The sequence below is a fragment of the Burkholderia sp. Bp8998 genome, assembly GCF_003854235.1.
Classification (GTDB): domain Bacteria; phylum Pseudomonadota; class Gammaproteobacteria; order Burkholderiales; family Burkholderiaceae; genus Burkholderia.
In genome coordinates, this window is record NZ_QTQF01000038.1 from 14,305 (window position 1) to 35,402 (window position 21,098).

Annotated in this window: 18 protein-coding genes, 1 tRNA gene and 1 pseudogene; 12 read left to right on the plus strand and 8 right to left on the minus strand. The window is 66.0% G+C overall.

From position 1 onward, the window contains the following. Nucleotides 1-9 precede the first annotated feature (9 nt). The 4 genes from DIE06_RS29520 to DIE06_RS29535 all read right to left on the minus strand — a co-directional run bounded on the left by DIE06_RS29520 (nt 10) and on the right by DIE06_RS29535 (nt 4,156). Entirely contained in the window at nt 10-336 is a 327-nt protein-coding gene (locus DIE06_RS29520; protein ID WP_059606389.1) for a DUF2288 domain-containing protein, read from the minus strand. Between the two features lie 84 nt (nt 337-420). Further along, complete coding sequence (locus DIE06_RS29525; RefSeq protein WP_124664435.1) at nt 421-2,040, minus strand: acyl-CoA synthetase; 1,620 nt, start codon at nt 2,038-2,040, stop codon at nt 421-423. 378 nt (nt 2,041-2,418) lie between these two features. Beyond that, nucleotides 2,419-3,111, minus strand: a complete 693-nt coding sequence (locus DIE06_RS29530; RefSeq protein ID WP_185733503.1) for a peptidoglycan DD-metalloendopeptidase family protein — start codon at nt 3,109-3,111, stop codon at nt 2,419-2,421. Nucleotides 3,112-3,244: 133 nt separating this feature from the next. Further along, nucleotides 3,245-4,156: an aldose epimerase gene (locus DIE06_RS29535; RefSeq protein WP_124664437.1), complete on the minus strand. Its 912-nt coding sequence runs from the start codon at nt 4,154-4,156 to the stop codon at nt 3,245-3,247. Between the two features lie 483 nt (nt 4,157-4,639). Between DIE06_RS29535 and DIE06_RS29540 the strand changes: the two genes are divergently transcribed. The 4 genes from DIE06_RS29540 to DIE06_RS29550 all read left to right on the plus strand — a co-directional run bounded on the left by DIE06_RS29540 (nt 4,640) and on the right by DIE06_RS29550 (nt 6,752). Next, complete coding sequence (locus DIE06_RS29540; protein WP_124664438.1) at nt 4,640-5,470, plus strand: undecaprenyl-diphosphate phosphatase; 831 nt, start codon at nt 4,640-4,642, stop codon at nt 5,468-5,470. 176 nt (nt 5,471-5,646) lie between these two features. Then, a tRNA-Arg gene (locus DIE06_RS29545) sits at nt 5,647-5,723 on the plus strand. 165 nt (nt 5,724-5,888) lie between these two features. Continuing rightward, entirely contained in the window at nt 5,889-6,017 is a 129-nt protein-coding gene (locus DIE06_RS39165; RefSeq protein WP_260433808.1) for a hypothetical protein, read from the plus strand. A 114-nt stretch (nt 6,018-6,131) separates the two neighbouring features. Further along, nucleotides 6,132-6,752 carry a hypothetical protein gene (locus DIE06_RS29550; protein ID WP_185733504.1) on the plus strand — a complete coding sequence of 207 codons (621 nt, stop codon included), beginning with the start codon at nt 6,132-6,134 and terminating at the stop codon, nt 6,750-6,752. 363 nt (nt 6,753-7,115) lie between these two features. Here the strand turns inward: DIE06_RS29550 and DIE06_RS38505 are convergent, their stop codons facing one another. Continuing rightward, a complete protein-coding gene (locus tag DIE06_RS38505; protein WP_185733505.1) occupies nt 7,116-7,622 on the minus strand; it encodes a hypothetical protein in 507 nt (168 codons plus the stop codon). 401 nt (nt 7,623-8,023) lie between these two features. Then, nucleotides 8,024-8,218, minus strand: coding sequence for a hypothetical protein (locus tag DIE06_RS29560; RefSeq protein WP_124664440.1), 195 nt, complete (start codon nt 8,216-8,218; stop codon nt 8,024-8,026). A 569-nt stretch (nt 8,219-8,787) separates the two neighbouring features. On the opposite strand from DIE06_RS29560, the gene DIE06_RS29565 reads away from it, so the two are divergent. The 8 genes and pseudogenes from DIE06_RS29565 to DIE06_RS39170 all read left to right on the plus strand — a co-directional run. Continuing rightward, on the plus strand, nt 8,788-9,249 hold the full coding sequence (locus tag DIE06_RS29565) for a (2Fe-2S)-binding protein (protein ID WP_124664441.1): 462 nt from the start codon (nt 8,788-8,790) through the stop codon (nt 9,247-9,249). Then, entirely contained in the window at nt 9,246-11,570 is a 2,325-nt protein-coding gene (locus DIE06_RS29570; RefSeq protein ID WP_124664442.1) for a xanthine dehydrogenase family protein molybdopterin-binding subunit, read from the plus strand. Before DIE06_RS29565 ends, DIE06_RS29570 begins: the two co-directional genes overlap by 4 nt. 536 nt (nt 11,571-12,106) lie before the next feature. After that, nucleotides 12,107-12,883 (plus strand): Crp/Fnr family transcriptional regulator, encoded by a 777-nt coding sequence (locus DIE06_RS29575; protein WP_124664476.1) that lies wholly within the window; start codon nt 12,107-12,109, stop codon nt 12,881-12,883. Between the two features lie 140 nt (nt 12,884-13,023). Beyond that, the gene (locus tag DIE06_RS29580) at nt 13,024-15,423 is read left to right on the plus strand and encodes a bifunctional diguanylate cyclase/phosphodiesterase (protein ID WP_124664443.1); all 2,400 of its coding nucleotides are present in this window, start codon (nt 13,024-13,026) and stop codon (nt 15,421-15,423) included. Between the two features lie 19 nt (nt 15,424-15,442). After that, the gene (locus tag DIE06_RS29585) at nt 15,443-16,180 is read left to right on the plus strand and encodes a TenA family transcriptional regulator (RefSeq protein WP_124664444.1); all 738 of its coding nucleotides are present in this window, start codon (nt 15,443-15,445) and stop codon (nt 16,178-16,180) included. 117 nt (nt 16,181-16,297) lie between these two features. Then, nucleotides 16,298-17,047, plus strand: a complete 750-nt coding sequence (locus DIE06_RS29590; protein ID WP_124664445.1) for a winged helix-turn-helix domain-containing protein — start codon at nt 16,298-16,300, stop codon at nt 17,045-17,047. 417 nt (nt 17,048-17,464) lie between these two features. Continuing rightward, entirely contained in the window at nt 17,465-18,445 is a 981-nt protein-coding gene (locus DIE06_RS29595) for an NADPH:quinone oxidoreductase family protein (RefSeq protein WP_124664446.1), read from the plus strand. A 96-nt stretch (nt 18,446-18,541) separates the two neighbouring features. Continuing rightward, nucleotides 18,542-18,796: pseudogene (locus tag DIE06_RS39170) on the plus strand (nuclear transport factor 2 family protein); the annotation flags it as partial. 28 nt (nt 18,797-18,824) lie between these two features. Here DIE06_RS39170 and DIE06_RS29605 read toward each other — a convergent pair. Next, nucleotides 18,825-20,147 carry an ATP-binding protein gene (locus tag DIE06_RS29605; protein WP_124664447.1) on the minus strand — a complete coding sequence of 441 codons (1,323 nt, stop codon included), beginning with the start codon at nt 20,145-20,147 and terminating at the stop codon, nt 18,825-18,827. Next, nucleotides 20,148-20,876: a response regulator gene (locus DIE06_RS29610; protein WP_124664448.1), complete on the minus strand. Its 729-nt coding sequence runs from the start codon at nt 20,874-20,876 to the stop codon at nt 20,148-20,150. Nucleotides 20,877-21,098 lie beyond the last annotated feature (222 nt).

The window sequence follows — 21,098 nt, forward strand, 5'->3', positions numbered from 1 at the left end:
ACGGACGCGTCAGGCGCGTTCCTGCACGCAGACCCATGGCGACACGACGACCGCCCACAGCTCCGGATTGCGCGCCGCGAAGTCGGCGGCGGTTTCCGCCGGCATGCGCGCGACGAGGCCGGACGACAGCCAGCGCGTGACCTGTTCCGCGTCGTCGCCGGCGATCGCTTCCGCGACGCTGACGAGATCGAGATCGCGCGCGACCGACAGCAGCTTGCCCTGCGCGAAGAAGCGCTCGAGATCGCACCAGTCGATCTTGGCGGTTTCGCCGAGGAGTTTGGCGTAGAGCGGGCTGTGCGACGCGCCCGCGGCGGATTCGTGTTGGTCGGAGGACATCGGTGGTGTGCTGGAAAGACGGCGTGGGCGCCACTATAAACCATCCGGGCGATCGGCCGGCCGCCTGCTGCTGCCGCGGCCGGTTCACGCGTCGCGCAGCGCGCGGCGCACGATCTTGCCGGTCGCCGTCATCGGCAGGCCGTCGACGAACGCGATCGCGCGCGGGTACTCGTGCGCGGCCAGGCGCGTGCGCACGTGCGCCTGCAGCGCCCGGACGAGCGCGTCGTCGCCGACATGGCCGGGGTTCAGCACGACGAACGCCTTGACGATCTCGGTGCGTGTCGGGTCGGGCACGCCGACGACCGCCGCCATCCGCACCGCCGGATGCGTGAGCAGACAGTCCTCGATCGGCCCCGGGCCGATCCGGTAGCCGGCGCTCGTGATCACGTCGTCGTCGCGGCCGACGAAGCGCACGAAGCCGTCGGCGTCGATCATGCCGGTGTCGCCGGTGAGCAGGTAGTCGCCCGCGAACTTGTCGCGCGTCGCGGCGGGATTGCGCCAGTACTCGATGAACATCACCGGGTCGGGGCGGCGCACCGCGATGTGCCCCTCGACACCGGGCGGCAACGGTGTGCCGTGCGCGTCGACGATCGCGACCGTATGGCCGGGCACGGCCTTGCCGATCGCACCGGGCTGCGCGTCGAACAGCGCGGCGCACGACGACAGCACCATGTTGCATTCGGTCTGCCCGTAGAACTCGTTGATCGTCACGCCGAGCGCGTCGCGCCCCCAGGCCGTCAACTCGGTGCCGAGCGATTCTCCGCCGCTCGCGACCGATTTCAGCGCCAGTGTGTGGCGCTCGCGTGGCGCGGGCACCGTGCGCATCAGCTTCAGCGCGGTGGGTGGCAGGAACGCGTGGGTCACGCCGTGCCGCGCCATCAGCGCGAACGCGGCTTCGCCGTCGAACTTCTCGAAGCGGTGCGCGAGCACGGGCACGCCGTGATGCCATGACGGCAGCAGCACGTCGAGCAGCCCGCCGATCCACGCCCAGTCGGCGGGTGTCCAGAACAGGCGCGCGTCGCGCGGGAAGCACTGCTGCGACATCTCGACCCCCGGCAGGTGGCCAAGCAGCACGCGATGCGCATGGAGCGCGCCTTTCGGCTTGCCGGTCGTTCCGGACGTGTAGATGATCACCGCCGGATCGGCGGCGGCGGTGTCGGCCGGCACGAAGTCGGGCGATTCGGCCGCGAGTGCGGCGTCGAAGCGCAGCACGTCCGGCGCGTCGGGCGCATCGCCGCCGATGCAGTAGCACGTGCGCAGCGCCGGCAGTTGCGCGCGCAGCGGCGCGATCTTCGCGTAACCGGCCGCATCGGTGACGAGCGCGGCGGCTTCGCTGTTCGCGAGCCGGTATTCGAGCGCGTCGGCGCCGAACAGCGTGAACAGCGGCACCGCGATCGCGCCGAGCTTGTACGCGGCGAGATGGGCGATCGCCGTTTCGGGGCCCTGCGCGAGGAAGATCGCGATCCGGTCGCCGCGTTGCAATCCCGCACGCGCAAAGCTGTTCGCGAGCCGGTTAGAAGCCTTCCTCAGGTCGTCGAACGTGATGCGCGATACGTCGCCTTGCGCCGTTTCGTGGATCAGCGCGAGCCGTCCGCTGCCGTCGGCCCACTTGTCGCAGACGTCCACGCCGATGTTGTAGCGGGCCGGAACGTCCCACTGGAAGCGGGAGAGCAGGTCGTCGTAGCGGTCGGCGGCGGGCAGCATCGCGAGTCTCCTGGGCGGCGATCGTCGGCATCGGTCGATGGATTACATCGGCATTTCACGCGACCGAAACCACAATGGCGTCTGATAGATAGGGAATGTGCGGACTCGTGCAACGGGTGCGGCTCAGTGCACGATTCCGCAATGACGCATAAGATCACGACAAAACAGTGATGTGACCATGGATTTGCTTCTGATAGCTGCGGGGTTCAGCCTGTTCGGAATCGGTGCGCTGGTGGTGTTCGCCAGCCGCGTCGATCCGCTGTCCGGCCGGTTCACCGGCCGTCTGCGCAAGCGCTGACACAACCTTCCCGATCTCCCCCGCGACGACATGCGATGCATGCCGGCATCGCGTGTCGTCCCGTGTCGACGGCGGCGCGCTCAGCGCGCCGGCAGGTAGCGTGCCGGATCGATCGAGCGGCCGCCGTAGCGCAGCTCGAAATGCAGCGCGATGCGATCGCTGTCGCTGTTGCCCATCTCCGCGATCGTCTGCCCCTGCGTGACCGGCTGGCCTTCCTTCACGAGCAGCGCGCGGTTGTGCGCGTAGGCCGTCAGGTAATCGGCGTTGTGCTTGAGGATGATCAGGTTGCCGTAGCCGCGCAAGCCATTGCCCGCATAGACGACGGTGCCCGGCGCGGCGGCCAGCACCGGCGTGCCCGCGGCGTTCGCGATATCGATGCCCTTGGATTTCGAGCCGTCGAAGGTGCGCACCACGCTGCCGGCGGCCGGCCAGATCAGCGCGATGCCGGAGGCCGGCTTGACGGCCGATTCGACCGGCGCGGAAGGCGCGGAGCGGCTGCGGCCCGCGCTGCCGGTGCCGGTGGTCGACGCCGTCGTCGTGCCGGGCGGCGGCGCGACGCGCAGCACCTGGCCGACCTCGATCGCGTCGGGGTTCGTGATCTGGTTCCAGCGCACGATGTTCGCCGTCGACGTGCGATTCTCGCGCGCGATCTTGTAGAGTGTGTCGCCGCGCTCGACGCGGTAGTAACCGGGGCCGACGGGGGCGGAGCCGCACGCGACGAGCAGCGCGGCGCAGGCGGCCGCGAAGAGCCGCTTCGTTGTTGTTCCGATCATTGAACCTCGCAAAACCCTGCCACGCGCCGCGCGGCAGGCGATACAAAACGTCCGATTTTAACGGGTTCGACCCGCGCACCGCAGTTTCGGGCGGCGGGCGTGGCCGGCGCGCACCGGTTCGGTGCGGCTGTTGTCAGCCAGCGAGCGGCAGCACGCGAATTCGCAGCGTGGCTGTTTCGGTCGCGCCCGGTGCGAGCGTGCGCAGCCCGAGACCGTTGTGGATCGCGTCCGGCAGGCCGAGCCACGGCTCGACGCAATAGAAGTCCGATTCCGGTTTCTCCGTCCAGGTCGTGACCGCGTACCACGGGATCGAGCCCGGTACGTCGAGCGCGATCTCGATCGTGCGGCGGCGACCCGGCATCACGATGCGCACCGGTGTGGACGGCGCGCCGTCGAGGCAATGGAAGCGGTCGAGGATGTCCGGATCGCCGAGGCTGTACGACGCTGCGCCGGTCTCAAGCGGGCTGATCGAGCCGTCGGCGCGCTGCATGCAGCGGCGCGTCGGCGGCAGCTCGAGCGTGGTTCCCGCGCGCTCGCCGTGCGGCAGCGCGAAATAGAAATGGTGGCCCGCGTAGTAGGGCAGTGACGTGTCGCCGCGATTGGTCGTGGTGAGCGCGACGTCGAGCGTGTGCGCATCGGCGAGCCGGTAGGTCGTTTCGAACTGGAAATCGAACGGATAGCTGTCGCGCAGCGTGTCGTTCGCATCGAGCGTCATCGACAGCGCGGCGCCGTCGGCCGACGGTTGCGCCGCGAACGGCAGGTCGCGCGCGAAACCGTGCATCGGCAGGTCGCGGACCACGCCGGCGGCATCACGCCAGCGGCCCAGTTCGCCGTCGACGCGATGGCGGCCGAGGAAGGGAAACAGCAGCGGATTGCCGCCGCGCACGCGCGCGAGGTTGCTCCAGTCGGCCGTTTCCGGCCAGAAGATGACCGGCTCGCCGTCGACATGCCACGACAGCAGGCGGCCGCCGAATTGCGGGGCGACCCGAACGAGCGACGGGCCGGCGTGGAGTTCATGAATGTCGTGCTGCTGGAAGATCGGCATGGCGAATCGGGATGAACGGGTGGGCGGGAGTGCGATGGCGCGCTCCATTATCGGGCTGCGAGGCGGTCGGGGAAAACCCTTCTCGGGAAATTGCGAGTTTTTCAGACTGTCGACGGTCTGGATAATGCCTGTAAACCGGTGATGTTGCCGGGTCATGACACTTCGTGGAGGGGGCCATGGATCTGGCAATGGCAATGGGAATCGCACTGTTCGGCATGTTCACCGGCAGCACGGTATTGTTTTTCTATCAGCTCGGCCGCTGACGGCAATTTCTGCCGGAATCGCAAGGCCCGCCATGCAAATGGCGGGCTTTTTGCTTTCTGCTCGCTTACAAAATGCAAGCGTTTGTGTGCATTGCCGCAATAAGCAGCCAAATGCCTTGGCGCAGTAATCCTGGCTGGGCATAATCGGGGCGCGTTTTTCGGACGCGCGATGCGTCGTCCGCTTTTCTACCCGATTGATCTCCACTAAAAGGACCGACGCGTGAGTCTCTGGTTTCTGGTATTCCTGAGCGTCCTGCAGGGCGTCACCGAACTCTTCCCCGTCAGCAGTCTCGGCCACACGCTGCTCGTGCCCGCGCTGTTCGGCATGCACATCGACAAGCATGCGCCGCAGTTGCTGCCGTTCCTCGTCGCGCTGCACCTCGGCACCGCGCTCGCGCTGCTGTGGTATTTCCGTGCACGCTGGATCGCGCTGATCAGCGGTTTCTTCGCGCAGCTCGGCGGCCGCAAGAACGACGACGGACACCTGATGTGGGCGCTGATCATCGGCACGATCCCGACCGGGATCGTCGGCCTGCTGCTCGAGAAGCGCATCGAGCGCGTGTTCCACGACCTGCGGATCGTCGCGATCGCGCTGATCATTAACGGCGTGCTGTTGTGGATCGGCGATCGGATCCAGCGCAGCCGTGCGCACCAGCCGCCCGAGAAGATGACGTTCAAGCAGGCGTTCTTCGTGGGCCTCGCGCAGATCGGCGCGCTGATTCCGGGTTTCTCGCGCAGCGGGCTGACGATGATCGCCGGCAATGCGGCCGGGCTGACGGCGGAGAAGGCGGCGGAATTTTCGTTCCTGCTCGGCACGCCGATCATTTTTGCCGCGGGCGTGCTCGAACTGCCGAAGCTGTTCCATGCGCGCGACCAACTCGCGGACGCACTGCTCGGCGGCGTGCTGACGGCGATTGCCGCTTATCTGAGCGTGCGGTTCCTGATGCGCTATTTCGAAGGGCGCGGGCGGCTGGCGTCGTTCGGTGTGTATTGCGTGATTGCCGGGGTGTTCTGTCTCGGGTGGTTCATGCTGCATGCGCAGCCGGTTTGATGGCTGCAGCGCCGCTCGCGCGTGATATGACGCGATGATCGGGTATAATTTCGGGCTCGGCTTCATGCCGGGCCCGTTTCGTTTCGGGGGTTCGAGTTCGGTTTGTGCCGTGTCGTGCTCGAAGCCCTTCGCGTCAAATGCGGTCCGGGTTGTGTGGCCGTGCCTTTCTCCCTCGACCGCCCTTAGCTCAGTTGGATAGAGCAACGGCCTTCTAAGCCGTAGGTCACACGTTCGAATCGTGTAGGGCGGGCCAGTAGAATCAATGGGTTAGCTGACTTTTTCGGAGTTGCCCTCTATCTAGTCCATTTCCGTGTAGGCGCCATGTAGGTGAATCGGGGTAACGCTGATCTATCTCAGTCCACTTCAATGGGCGATCCGTGCGGGATCGACGCTATTTGGACGCGTGCTAAGGTGCTTCATGGACAATCATCAGCCGAGCCGAGAACACCTGCTGATGCTCTCTGCACTCGCTCCAGATCGGCATGGCAAGATCAAGTCTTCGATGCCGGAACAGGTGGGAATCCAGTTGCAAACTGACGCAGCCTGATCTGAGCGGCGCCCTGTACGGTACCGCTCAGCTTTTCGTCGTTGGCTCACGGCGCGATAAAATTCACCACTTGAGGCAATCGCCTTCGCACGTCGACAATACGACGCAGGGGATATGACAAAAGACCAATCACCACAAGAACGCATCGCTGCCGCGAGGCAGCTTTATGCCGTATTGAAAGAATATCTCGATCGACCGACCTGGACGCCGATCGAAGGCGCTCTCATCGTGTCGGGCATGTATGCACCGGCGGGGTGTACGGAACTCCCACGCGATGGGACCGGCCTCGATGGCCGGCCGTATAAAGGGGACGTCGTCGACCGTTGGATCAAGGCTCGCGAAATCATGCGGCTATGGGAATGGCGCTGCCGGGATGACGAGGAAGCCGGCACCGTGACGCCGACTCAGCTTGCGCCCTACGAGTTCCTCGAATGGTGCCAGGATCTTGATGTTGAGACGGAATGGATGCGCCTCATTTTTGACGTCATCAGCGGCGGCAAGGTGCAAACAGATCAACCGGATTTGATTCCGCTTGCTGTTGCCGAATATGCTGGCCAGGCCGTAGACACGATCAGCGCAATCCACGCCCTTTCAGGACAGGTATCGAGCGAGTCATCAGTGAGCGTTCCAGTGCCGAAGAAGGTGGAAAAGAGCGCGCCACGCGTCCCGATGCCGATTCCTGCAAACCGGGATCACGTGTCCACGGAAGAGTTGGCGGCCACGTGCACGAATTGACGCCCGGGTCGCGATGCACGACAGGGCACGGTTTTTCGCCAACATCTACCGTGACGTGGACAAACAAACCTTTCAGTACATGCGCGGCTATATCAGCAAGATGGAGCGGGGAGTACGCGGCGCAAACCACTTTCATTGCTGCTTTTTCCTCGACGCCGACCGGCCAGCGCGCGTCACGACGAGTGCGGTGATTGACGTCATCTGCCGCCGGTGGTTACGCGCAACCCAGGGTAGGGGCCTCGTGTTTAGCTGTCACTCGCCGGATTATCAACAACAACTGAAAAGGCAGGGGCGATGGGCGTTGGATACGCTTGCCGGTCATAACGAGCGTCAGGTGACGCGATTGACAGACTATCTGGTCAGTTATTTCGCTCGCGACAAAGACCAGTCCATCCACGTCAAGCCAGCAGCCAGATCAAGGGCTTTGACGATGGCGGTGGGCCGGGGGACGGTAAAGCGTTCGTGTTGACAGATCTTCCACCCGGGCCGAGCGGGAGGCCTCGGCTGTATGGCCAGCGCGTTCGAATCCTCCCGTTGTAAGTTGCCTTCATATGGGGCCAGACGGGCCTTTTCCGCGCTTGCTTCGCCTTCCGACGGACTCGGTATTGACAGCGATTCGGCTTGGGCAGCCTTGATCGCTTCATCGACGCCGGCCTCGAACTCGTCACATACCTTGCCGAGCAAGTCACCGAACTCATCGTCGGACTGGCCCACCGCATTGGGGATGTTCTTGTCCGTCCAGTGTCTCAATAGATCGTGATAACACGCGGAGACAGCAGCTTCGTCTCCGAAGATTGCGCGGCCGCCGACGCGCGCACGTGCGAGCGTTTCATGTTCAGGCAGCGTAGCCAGGTTGACACGACTATCCATTGCCGCTCCCCTCATCGTCAGCACGTTTGAAACCGCGCGCCAGTGCGCGCCTCCTCCACCGCTCTCGAAGTGACCATTCCGCGTGGCCGCCGATCTCGGACATTTGTTCGATAGTCTTCAGCGTGTCGGACGCATGGTGCAGCAACTGTTCGAGCCCATACGGCTGGAATCCTCCCGAGCGCGCCTCCATTGCTCACCTCGTAGCCGACCAACGCCGCGACGTTGCCCAGCGCCTCGCTGAGATTGCCCGCCATCATTTTCGTCCCGTCCGCGGCCCTTGCGAGCCATTCGAGTTCGGCATCCGGCAAGGCCCCGATTTCCGAGTCCATTCGATGCCAGAAGTATCTGAGCAATCCCGCAGTGTCGGCGGGGATGCTCCTGCCCCGCCTTACGCGATACCGCTATTCGGCGCCCGGCTCCGCAAAGCTACGGCCACTGCTGCTCAAGAGCTTCTTCACGTCCGCCACCGGCCACAACAATCTGCGATTCGGGAGCTTCGTCGGCCTGATGCCGAGATAGGTGCCGTCCACGGAGTGGCGCTTGCGGATCGATTGGGGCTCGATGGCCAGGATGAGCGCCACAATGGTTTGCCACACAAAACCTCGAGCATGCCGAGTGGTTTAGTGAGGAAATGCAGTATTCGGAGCGATCGTCGGAATAGCGCGTTACCACCGATCCCTTCCTGAATCCCTTCTTGTAAAGAGCGCGCCCGGCCAGGTGCTGCCACATAACCGCGCGATCGGCCTGAATCCAGTCGACTGAAACGTACCTGGCGGCGCGCTGCTGCTCGTCGGATGAAGCGGGCGATGGACGGCAGCGTCCGTCCGTCGACAAGACGGGCACCACCGCATCGCGCTGCGCCAAAGCGGTTCAACCGTATCGATACCCCGCCCCCCCGAATCTTCCAACCCGCCCCGATCCGACGACAAACCGCAATTCGTCTGATAATACGTGCGGCGATCCACGCGAACGAGCAATCGTCCGACACCCGCCGAATCGTTGCACAGGCAACCAGGCGGCAGCATCACAGCGATTGCGTCGTCCCGCGACACAATCCGGAAACGAAACGGCGTCAGGCCAACCTGGTCGTTCGGAATGTGCCCAGCGCCGTTCAAATCCCCACACGACGCCCGCGCGACGCGGCGCCGCCAACAGGAGGTGAACGATGATCACGCTGACCGTCAACGGTAGCGAACAGCATTTCGACGGCAATCCCGACATGCCGTTGCTCTGGTATCTGCGCGACGTCCTCGGCCACACGGGCACGAAGTTCGGCTGCGGAATGGCGCTGTGCGGTGCGTGTACCGTGCATCTCGACGGCGTGGCGATCCGCGCGTGCATCACGCCCGTCGCGGTCGCCGCCGGCAAGCGCGTGACGACGATCGAAGGGTTGTCGACGCACCTGACCCACCCGCTGCAGCAGGCCTGGCAGGAACTGAACGTCGCGCAATGCGGCTACTGTCAGTCCGGTCAGATGATGCAGGCCGCCTCGCTGTTGAAGACGAATCCCCATCCGAGCGACGCCGACATCGACGATGCGATGTCCGGCAACATCTGCCGCTGCGGCACCTATACGCGCATCCGCGCGGCGATCCGGCTGGCGGTGCGCCGCGGAGGTGCCGCATGAGCGCGCCGGCACTCTCCGTCCACAACGAAAGCCGCCGTGCATGGCTGCTCGGCTTCGCGTCCGGCGGGCTGCTGCTAGCGTTCGGCGTGCCGTCGCTCGCACGCGCGGCCGCGCCGGTGCAGCCGCCGGTCAGTCCGAATCCGCAGTACGGCGGTGCGGGCATGCCGCACGGGTTGCGCGACGATCCGAACCTGTTCGTCGCGATCGCGCCGGACGGCACGGTCACGGTGACCTGCATCCGCTCCGAGATGGGACAGGGCGTGCGCACGAGCGTCGCGCTCGTGGTCGCCGACGAACTGGGCGCGGACTGGGCGCGCGTGAAGGTCGCGCAGGCGGTCGGCGACGAGCCGCGCTACGGCAACCAGAACACCGACGGCTCGCGCAGCCTGCGTCAGAGCTTCGCCGCGCTGCGCCACGCAGGCGCGGCCGCGCGCACGATGCTCGAGCAGGCCGCGGCGGCGACGTGGGGCGTCGACGTGCGTCAGGTGAATGCGACGGTGCACGAGGTCGTCGATACGAAAACCGGGCGCAAGCTCGGCTTCGGCGAACTCGCCGCGAAGGCGGCCGCGCTGCCGGTGCCCGATACGAAAGGCGTGCCGTTGAAGGCGCCAGCCGAGTTCCGCTATATCGGCAAGGGCAAAACGGCGCTGATCGACGGACGCGACATCGTCGGCGGCCGCGCGCATTACGGGATCGATACGCGGCTGGACGGCATGCTGTACGCGGTCGTCGCACGTCCGCCGGCCTATGGCGATACGGTCGCGTCGTTCGACGCGTCGGCGGCGGAGAAACTGCCGGGTGTCGTCAAGGTCGTGCAGCTCGCGTCGACACCGCTGCCGTCCGGGTTCCAGCCGCTCGGCGGCGTAGCCGTGATCGCGCGCGACACATGGACGGCCATCCAGGCGCGCGCGCAACTGAAGATCGACTGGAAGCGCGGGCCGCACGCAGGCTACGACTCGGCCGCCTATCGCAAGACGCTCGAAGCGGCGGCCGCGCAGCCGGGCGACGTGATCCGCAACGACGGCGATACGGCCGCGGCGCTCGCGGGCGCCGCGAAGCGGGTGCGCGCGACGTACTACATTCCGCATCTCGCGCACGCGACGATGGAGCCGCCGGCGGCCGTCGCGCGCGTGTCCGACGGACGCTGCGAAGTGTGGACCTGCACCCAGGCGCCGCAGACGACGCGCGACGAGATCGCGAAGGCGCTCGCACTGCCGGCCGAGCGCGTAACGGCCAACGTGACGCTGCTCGGCGGCGGCTTCGGCCGCAAGTCGAAGCCCGACTACGTGGTGGAGGCCGCGCTGCTGTCGAAGGCGGTCGGCGCGCCCGTCAAGCTGACGTTCACGCGCGAGGACGACATCGCGCACGACTATTTCCACGCGGTGTCGCTGGAAGCGTTCGAAGGCGGCCTCGACGCGGCGGGCAAGGTCGTCGCGTGGCAGCATCGCACGGTCGCGCCGTCGATCCAGTCGACCTTCAAGGTCGGCGTCGTGCACGAGCAGCCCGGCGAACTCGCGCACGGCATCGCGGATCTTCCATTCGCAGTCCAGAATGTTCGAATCGAGAATCCGGCCGCGGAAGCACACACGCGGATCGGCTGGTTCCGTTCGGTGTACAACATTCCGCACGCGTTCGGGATTCAGAGCTTCGTGTCGGAGCTCGCGCACGCGGCGGGCCGCGACCCGAAGGATTTCCTGCTCGACCTGATCGGGCCGGCGCGACGTTTCGAGCCGCACATCGCGGTGAAGAACGTGAACTACGGCGAGGATCCGGCGTTGTATCCGGTCGATACCGGCCGGCTGCGGCGGGTAATCGAGACGGTCGCGCGCGAAGCCGGATGGGGGCGCAAGCTGCCGAAGGGGCACGGGCTCGGGATCGCCGCGCATCGCAGCTTCGTGTCGTACACGGCGGCCGTGTGCGAAGTGCTGGTCGGTGCCGACGGCGCGCTTGCGGTGCCGCGTGTCGACATTGCGATCGACTGTGGGCCGCAGGTCAACCCGGAGCGTGTGCGCTCGCAGCTCGAAGGTGCGGTGGTGATGGGGCTCGGCATCGCGCTGCATGGCGAGATCACGTTCAAGGACGGGCACCCGGAGCAGAGCAATTTCAACGGCTTCCAGGTGCTCCGGATGAACGAGGCGCCGCGTGAAATCCGCGTGCACCTGGTTGCGCCGGACGACTACACGACGCCGCTCGGCGGCGTGGGTGAGCCGGGCCTGCCGCCGGTCGCGCCGGCGCTGACCAACGCGATCTTCGCGGCGACGGGTACGCGGATCCGCAGCCTGCCGGTCGCGGACCAGCTCGCGAAGTCGAAAGCGGGGTGATGCGGTGTTGCGCGCCGGGCCGAGTCATGGCTCGGCGCGTGCATTCGCTCGCGCCCCCGGCCATTGCGCGCAATCCATTCATGCATCTTATTTGCATCGGCATCGACGCACGAGCGCCCGCCCCGGGCGTGCGCGCGATCACGGCACTCACACCTGCCGCCCGGGAAGTGTGAGATAGCCCACACTTCCCTCATTCTTTTCGATTCGAGAATGATTTTAATTTTCAATGTAAATCGCATTGTCGCGTATTGACATTCATCCGTCATTTTCAATGATTAATCGAGCGATCCGATTTATATCGACCGAGTTTAAATTGCCGATTTCTGATTGACGCTGCAAGCATCTTCGCGCGGTGATCCAAACTGTCAAATTACTTCATGTAACAAAAGCGGAGGGTCGCGAACGGTTGGCTGCGTGATACCTTTTTGCTCAATGTCACCGCGATGAAAAGGCGGAAAACCGTAAAAGCCGGTGCGGTGAAAACAGCAGGAAGGTTCGGTGGCCGAGGGGCAGGAATACAACGTACGAGGTGCGCCGTGATACATCAGGCCAACAACGTCATCGAGTTGCCGCATGCACTTGATGCCAGTCATTTCCTGTCTGCGCTCGACGGAATTAACCGTTCGAAATTGGCGCCTCATTTGATGCTTTCGAATCTCAAGACCGGTCAGGTGCTGTGCGATGCCGGCGAGAATCTGGAGGCCGTCTATTTTCCGGTGACGGCGGGTATTTCCCTGCAATACACGGCAGGCGGCAAGACGGCACTCGGCGTGACGGAAATCGGCCGCGAAGGCATCGTGTGCGACGACGTCATCGGCAGCGAGATGCAGCGCCGCGTCGTCGTCTATCGCGGCGGGTTCGCGTATCGGCTGTATGCGCGCCATTTCGCCGACGCGTGTGATGCATCGGCGGCGATCCGGCGGCAGGTCTTCGTGCGGATGCAGCTCGTGTTGTCCCAGGCGTCGCAGGTCATGTTCTGCAGCCGCCATCACGTGATGCGGCATCAACTGAGCCGCTGGCTGCTGATCGCCTACGAGCGCTCGCGCAGCATCGAAATCCCGGTCACGCACGGCATGCTGGGGCAGATGCTGGGCGTGCGCCGCGAAACCGTCACCGATACCACGCGGCAGCTCCACGCGCTCGGCCTGATTCATCAGCATCGCGGTGCCATCGTGCTGACGGATCTCGCCGGTCTCGAACGGCAGGGCTGCGATTGCCATCGGGTCGTCCGCGACGAAACGCGCCGCATTTTCGCGACCGATGTCGGTACGGATGCCGGTGCCGAGTTGTCGCGTCGTGTCCGCACGACTTAGTTGCGGGGGCCGCGTCGTGCCGCGGTTGTATGCGCGGCGGCGCGTCGCGCGCCGGGAAAGGAGAGATGCCTGACGCAGGAAGTGCGGTGACGCGCCAGGCAGGCGGCATCGAGAAGAATCAGAAAAGCAGTCATTCAGGTATGGAAAACATTTCGAAACTCCAGAGTCAGCGCAGCTCGTTTCACGTGTGGCCATGGAGTCCGGCGCTCGGCATCCTGCCGATCGTCGTCGTGATCGTCGCGCTGGCCGGGTTCGTCGCCGTCAGCCTGATCGTGATCATGTCGTTGCGCGTGTACGTCGGCGGCGAAAGCAGCTGGTCGAAGGCGCAGAAGGACGAGGTCATCCTGCTGAGCCGCTATGGGCAGACCGGCGACGAAAAGCTGTTCGACGATTACCTGGCGGTCGACCGGACCCTCGCCTTCCTCGGCGTCGCGCGCCGCGCGATGACCAGCGTGCCGCCGGACCACGGCGTGGCGCGCCGGGCGCTGATCGAGGCGGGCATCAATCCCGTCGATGCGGCGGCGGTGGTGTGGTTCTACCCGATCCTGAGCAGCTTCGCGCGCCTGAATGCCGCGTTGCAATACTGGGAGGATGCGGACCGGCAACTGGTCGACCTGCGCGAGGTCGCCAACGCGCTGCGCGAGTCCGTGCATGCGGACGACGTCCGCCGCACGAGCCGCCTGAACCGCGCGATCTGGGACCTCAACGCGCACATCGAACCGCTGCCGAAGCGCTTCTCCGACGAGCTGAGCGCCGAATTCCGCTCGGCCGTCATCCAGCTGTTCCTGTCGTACATCGTGGCCTCGCTCCTGATCATCCTGCTGTCGGTGCGGTGGGCGAGCCGCGCCCAACGCCAGCAGGTGTCGATGCAGACCGAGCTCGACCGGAGCCAGGCGTTCGCGGAAGCCGCGCTGCGCTCGGTCGCCGACGCGATCGTCACGATCGGCCTCACGCGCGGCATCGAGACCGTCAATCCGGCGGCCGAGCAGCTGCTCGGCACGCCGTCGCGGCTGTGCGTCGGCAAGCCGATCAACGACGTGCTGGACCTGATCGACACGTCGACCGGCATGTCGATCAAGCTGCTCGCGTCGCTCGTCAACGGCAGCGACCACACGTTCACCCGCGATCTCGACCTGATTCGCGTGTGCGGCTCGGCGGTGTCGGTCCGTGCGTCGCTGTCGAGGATGGACAATGCCGCGGGCAGCTGCGTCGGCTACGTGCTGATCCTGCGCGACATGACGCGCGAATACCAGCTGATCGAGAAGCTGACCTGGCAGGCGTCGCACGATGCGCTGACCGGCCTCGTCAACCGCACGGCGTTCGAGCGGCGCCTGGGCGACGCGCTGACGCAGCGCGGCGGCGGGATGTTGCTGATGCTTGACCTCGACGGCTTCAAGGAAGTCAACGACGTGTGCGGGCACGCGGCCGGCGACGCGCTGCTGCGCGACGCTACAGCGGTGTTCGCGGGTTGTCTCGACGGCGACGACGTGTTCGGCCGGCTGGGCGGCGACGAATTCGGCATCCTGCTGCCGGCCGGCCGCAACGGCGCGCCGGACGGCGGCAAGGCGGAGCGCATCCGCGCGAGTCTCGAGGACTTCACGTTCCTGTGGGAAGGCGAGCCGTTCAAGATCAGCGTGAGCATCGGCGTGCTGGATCTCGCGTGCCGGCCCGAGAGCGTCGAGAAGGCGATGCAGATGGCCGACATCGCGTGCTACGTCGCGAAGGATCGCGGCCGCAACCGCGTGCATGTCGCGGATTCGCGCGACATGCATTCGGGCCGCCAGGCGTATCACATGCAGTGGAGCCGGCGCGTGAAGACGGCGCTCGAAACGAATGCGTTCCAGTTGTATGCGCAACGTATCGTGCCGATCCAGCCCGCGCTCGGCGTGCAGGAGCGCGCGGAGATCCTGCTGCGGATCCCGGACGCCGACGGCAAGCTGATCTCGCCGGTCTTCCTGCCGGCCGCCGAGCGCTACGGCCACATGACGATGATCGACCGCTGGGTCGTGCGCACCGTGATCCGGCGCCTCGCGCGGCTCGAACAGCGCCGGTACGTCGAATACAACGTGAACCTGTCGGCGATGTCGATCACCGACGAGCGCTTCGTGGAGTTCGTGATCGCCGAGCTGTCGGCGTCGGGGCTCGACCCGTCGCTGCTGTGTTTCGAGATCACGGAGACGAGCGCGGTCCGCAACCTGGAGGTCGCGTCGCGCTTCATGTGCGAGTTGCGCGACCTCGGCTGCCGCTTCGCGCTCGACGACTTTGGTGCCGGCATGTCGTCGTTTTCCTACCTGCGCCAGTTGCCGGTCGACTATCTGAAGATCGACGGCAGCCTCGTGTCGACGATGACGTCCGACAGCATCAAGCGCGGCATCGCGTCCGCGATCAACGACATCGCGCACGTGATGCAGTACCGCACCGTCGCCGAGCACGTCGAGAACACGGCGACGGCCGAGATGCTCCGTGCGCTGGGCGTCGACTATTGCCAGGGCTATTACTTCAGCCGCCCCGCGCCCTGGCAGGAAGGGGGATTCCATTGAACAAGCGAGGAACGAACGCATGAGTGCTCCATTTGAACTGACCGGCGACCTGATGGACCTGACGAGCTATCCGGCCTGGCTGCGCGACGTGGTCGGCGCGACCGACGAGCTGAAGGCGCGCGTTCGTGCGCATCCGGTGTTCGCGGCGATGGGCGGCGGGACGCTGCGCGCGTCACAACTGCGCGCATTCTTCGTGACCGGCTGGGCGGTGGTCAGCCAGTTTCCGGAATACATGGCGATGAACCTGGTGAAGACCGCCGCCTATCGGTCGCGCGGCGACGAGAAGGCGCGGCGCTATCTGATCCGCAATATCCGCGTCGAGCAGAATCACGTCGATCACTGGGCCAACTGGGCCGCCGAGTCGGGTGTGTCGATCGACATGCTGCTGCGCGGCGACGCGCCGTTGGCCGGATTCTCGCTGAGCCACTGGTGCTGGAAGAGCGGCAGCACCGGCGCGCTCGCGCCGAGCATCGCCGCGACCAACTATGCGATCGAAGGCGTGACGGGCGAGTGGAGCGCGCTGTTGTGCGCATCGCCGTACGAACAGCAGTTCGATCCGGCCGTGCGGCATCGCGCGATGCGCTGGCTCAGGCTGCATGCCGACTACGACGACCGGCATCCGTGGGAAGCGCTCGACATCGTCGCGACGCTGCTTGGCCAGTCGCCCGCGGCGCGCGACGTGCGGGACGTCGAGACGTCGATCCGCAAGAGCCTGAGTTATTTCCTGACGAGTCTCGATTGCTGCATGCATGTGTAGTCACCGACGCCGCGCGCTCGCGGGTTCGTGCACGCCGTGCCCGACCGGTCCGGTCGGACGGCGGGGCGTCGTGACGTCGCGATGTGCTGTGCGGGCCGTCGTGCTGGACGATTTTCCATGGCCACCCACGTTCTCGTCGTAGAGCCCGATCCGCGCATGCGCGACATGATCCGCGCGCTCCTGCGCGGCTGCCAGATCGATACGTCGGCGCTCGACGACGCATCGCAACTGCTGTCCCGCGTGACGGCGGCACCGCCCACCCTGATCGTGCTGCGGGTCGAACGGCCGGCCACGGCGATCTACATGGCGCTCGGTGCACTGCGGCGCGCCGGTCACGACATGCCGGTGATCGTGATCAGCCGCGACGCGCAAGTGGTCGACAAGGTCGTCGCGCTCGAGATCGGCGCGGACGACTACGTGGTGGAGCCGTTCGAGCCGATGGAACTGGTCGCACGCGTGCGCAGCGCGATGCGCCGCTACGTGCCGAACCGGTCCGGGCCGCCGCGCGGGCCGGGGCATGCCGAAACCTATGCGTTCGGCGATATCGAAGTGAATTTCGTCACGCGGCGCGCCACCCGTGCGGGATACGACCTCGGGCTGCGTGCCAGTGAATTCGCGCTGCTCGAACTGTTCATCGCGCGGCCGATGCGCGTCCTGTCGCGCGCGGAGATCCTCGCGCTGCTGGGGCTGACCGTGGCCGGGCGCTCCGAGCGCGGGCTCGACGTGCTGATCTTCCGGTTGCGCAACCTGGTCGAGCAGGCGGTCGGCAACTATCGCTATATCCGCACCGTGCGCGGGAAGGGCTACATGTTCGTTCCGCTCGGCACGCTGGCGGACGACGACGCGAACCCGCCGCCGAATGCGTGAGCGGGGCGGGCCGCGGGCATCGCGCTCCGGCTCCGCTGTCTCCGCGCGTCAAGTACCGGCGCCGACCGGCCTGCTCATCCCTCCATCGCCCCGATCCTTCATCGGGACGACCCGCCATTGTTGTTTTAGAACGACCGTGCTAAATTTCCCGCCAGCACTTGCAGTCACCGACCCAATCACCCGGTGCCGGCATCGGCACCAATGGGCGCGCCGGCGCGCGGCCCCGACCCGAAACCTGCTGTCGAGCGTCGATACGACGACGCTCGACATGCGCGACGCGTGGTTCTGAGCGTCACGTTGCACGGATGATGGACGGTGTCGCGACGCGCGCCGGTGCGCGTGCGCCGCGTGCCGGTCGCGCGGGCGCGTCCCGCTGACGTATCGATGCGCGGGCAGGCCGCGCGAGGAGAGACGAACATGAAAGCCCTGTTGTGTACCGCATTCGGCCCGATCGACCGCTTGCGCATCGACGACGTCGCGATTCCCGAACCGGCCGCCGGTCAGGTGCGGATTCGCGTCAAGGCGGCGTCGCTCAATTTCCCCGATGCGCTGATCGTCCAGGGGCTGTACCAGGTGAAGCCGGCGCTGCCGTTCTCGCCCGGCGCGGAATTCGCCGGCGTGATCGACGCGGTGGGCGACGGCGTGAGCGCTTGGCGGCCGGGCGACGAGGTGGTCGCGTTCACCGGTCATGGCGGCTTCGCCCAGCACTGCGTGGCCGACGTGCACCAGATCGCGGCGCTGCCGCCGGGGATGACGTTCGAGCAGGGCGCGGCACTCGTGCTGGCCTACGGCACGTCGCTGCATGCGCTGCAGCAGCGCGCACGCCTGCAGCAGGGCGAGACGCTGCTGGTGCTGGGCGCGGCCGGCGGCGTCGGGCTGGCCGCGATCGAGATCGCGAAGGCGCTGGGTGCGCGCGTGATCGCGGCCGCGTCGAGCGCGGACAAACTCGCGCTGTGCCGCGAAGCCGGCGCAGACGACACGATCGACTATGCGACCGAGGACCTGCGGCGCCGCGTCGACGAACTGACCGGCGGACGTGGCGCGGACGTCGTCTACGATCCGGTCGGCGGTGCGTACACCGAGGCGGCGCTGCGCGCGACCGCATGGCGCGGCCGGTTCCTCGTGGTCGGTTTCGCCGCCGGCGAGATTCCGAAGATCGCGCTGAATCTCGCCCTGCTCAAGGAGCGCGACATCCTCGGCGTGTTCTGGGGCGACGCGGTGCGTCGCGATCCGGCGCAGCACGCGGCGAACATGCGCCAGCTCGCGCAGTGGTTCGCGGCTGGCAAGATTCGGCCTGCGATCACCGAGCGCGTGCCGCTGTCGGCTGCGGCCGACGCAATCGCGCGGATGGCGAACCGGCAGGTCAAGGGCAAGGTCGTGATCCTGCCGGACGCATGATCGCGCGGTTTTCCGACGGCGCTGCGGGGCGGCCCGGTCGGGCACCGTCCGCGATCGTCGATCGTTCTTTGCGTGACGTTATCGGAGTCGCCGAGCATGCAACCTTTATCGAATCTGCAACCCGCCGTCGCGAAATCGCTCGAGGCCTGGCACGCGATGCTCGCGCGCAAGGATTTCGGCGAGCTCCATACGATCGTCCATCCGGACGCCGTGTTCCGCTCGCCGATGGCATTCAAGCCGTACGGACCGGCGCCCGCGCTGTTACTCGCATTGCGCACGGTCGTCACGATCCTCGAGAACTTCGAATACCATCGCCAGTTCGCCGATGACGACGGCACGAGCGTCGTGGTCGTACTCGCGCGGTCGCGACGATCATCCATCAGCACGCTGGCGCATCGTCCCGAAACGCCGGCAACGCGCGCGATGGCAGCGTCATCACGAAGCGTGCACCGCCGAGCGGCGAATCCTCGAGCCGCACGTTGCCGCCGTGCACGAGCGCGACGCGGCGCACGATCGCGAGCCCCAGGCCGAACCCGCCGGTCTGCCGGTCGCGGCTCGAGTCGAGCCGCTGGAACGGCTCGAACACGCGCGCGCGGTCGGCGGCCGGAATGCCGGGGCCGTCATCGTCGACGCTCAGCACCAGCGCACCGGACGCGTCGTGCGTCGCGGACAGCAGGACCGTGCGCGACGCATAACGCGCGGCGTTGCGGATCAGGTTAAGCAGCGCACGTGCGACGAGTTTCGGATCGCAGACGTGGGCCACGGACGTACCGGTCGTCGATACGACGAGCGTGAGGCCGCGATCGGCGACATCGTTCGCGACGTTGCCGGCGACGCTGTCGATCAGCGCGTCGACGACGACGTCCATTGGCGAGAGTTCGCTTGCGCCTTGTTCCAGCCGCCCGATCGTCAGCAGCTCGGTCACGAGTTCGTCGAGTTCGCGCACGTCGCGCCGCAGTTCGTCGCGGCGTTCGCGCATCCGGACGCTGTCGTCGGAGTCGGCGAGCAGCGCGAGGCCGAATTCGAGGCGGGCGAGCGGCGTTTTCAGCTCGTGCGAGATGCCGTGCATCATCTCGCGCTGCTGCTGGATCGACGCTTCGATCCGCTCGGCCATGTCGTTGAATTGCTGCGACAGCTCATAGATGTTCGACCGCCCGGACAGCTTCACGCGCGTCGACAGTCTGCCCGCGCCGAACGAGTGGGCGGCGGCCTGCAGCTTGCGCAGGTCGCGCCAGTGGTACGAGATCCACAGCGCGACGGCGATGAGTGCCGCGAGTGCTGTCATCCCGTATGCGTAGATCTGGATGTCGAGGTCGGCCGGTGCGATCGGGCGGGCATGCAGGACGGAGCCGTCCGCGAGCGGCATGTAGTAATTCCTGCGGTCATAACTGATCGCGATCCGGCCGGCGTCCAGATCGCGCAGCGGCGCGCCGCTTAGCCGGGCGCGGGCGTAGGCCATCGTCACGAAACCGAATCGCTCGTTGCCGTGCAGCGCGAGTTCACGTAGCGCGAGGGAGCGCTTCCCACCTGGATGACGTTCGAGGTAGTCGTTCAGCACGAACGCGTAAGTGGTCAGCGCGTTGCGCTGTGCCTGCGCGATGCGCTCGTAGAAAATTCTGTCGAACGACCATTGAATGAATATGATCGCCGCGGCACAGCACAGGATCACGATGAGGTACAGCTTGATCAACGAGCGCAGCATTCAGTCATCCCACGCAGAAGGGCTGAACAGGTAGCCGCGGCCCCAGATCGTCTTGATCCGTTGCGGCTCCGACGAAGCGTCTTCGAAGCGTCGGCGCAGCTTCGAGATGCCCGAGTCGACCGAGCGGTCGATTCCGTCGAATTCGATCCCGCGCAGCTGCTTCAGGATCGCGTCGCGACTGAGCACCGTGCCGGCCGCGCGGGCGAGGATCAGCAGCAGATTGAACTCGGTGGTTTTCAGGTCGACGAGTTCGCCGCGCCACGTGACCGTGCGGTTCGGCGCTGAAATCGCCAGTTCGCCGAACACGAGCTCGTGCGCCGGGGTGTCGGCGTGCGGCGCCGATGCCGCCGGCTGCGCGCGACGCAGTAGTGCGCGAGCCCGCGCCACGAGCACCCGCGGCTCGATCGGCTTCGTCACGTAGTCGTCGGCGCCGATTTCGAGGCCGGCGATCTGGTCGTAGACGTCGGCGCGCGCGGTCAGGATCAGCACGGGAACGTTGGTGAACGCGCGCATGCGCCGGCAGACTTCCATCCCGTCGAGATGCGGCAGCATCAGGTCGAGTATCACGAGTGCAGGCCGGTGTTCGCGTACCGCGGCGACCGCGAGATCGCCGCGGCGCACGACCGTCACCTCGAATTCGTAGCCGTCGAGGTATTCGCGCACGAGACGCGCGAGGCGGTCGTCATCCTCGATCAGCAGCACGCGATGTTTGAGCGGATTGTCGTTCATGGGTCTCCTCGAAATGCACGCGTCGTTCCTCACCTTGCAGGCGGTGCGGCGCGTGGCACGCGAATTCTATCTGCCGTTCCCAAGGCACGGGGCAACGCATGACAATCGGGAACATTCGAACACAATTGAGCACACATTTGCCGCAGATTCCGGACAGTCGCGCGGAACGGCCGAACCTAGACTTCGGGCTCCTTCACTCTCGTCCAGATATCGTGCGTCCAT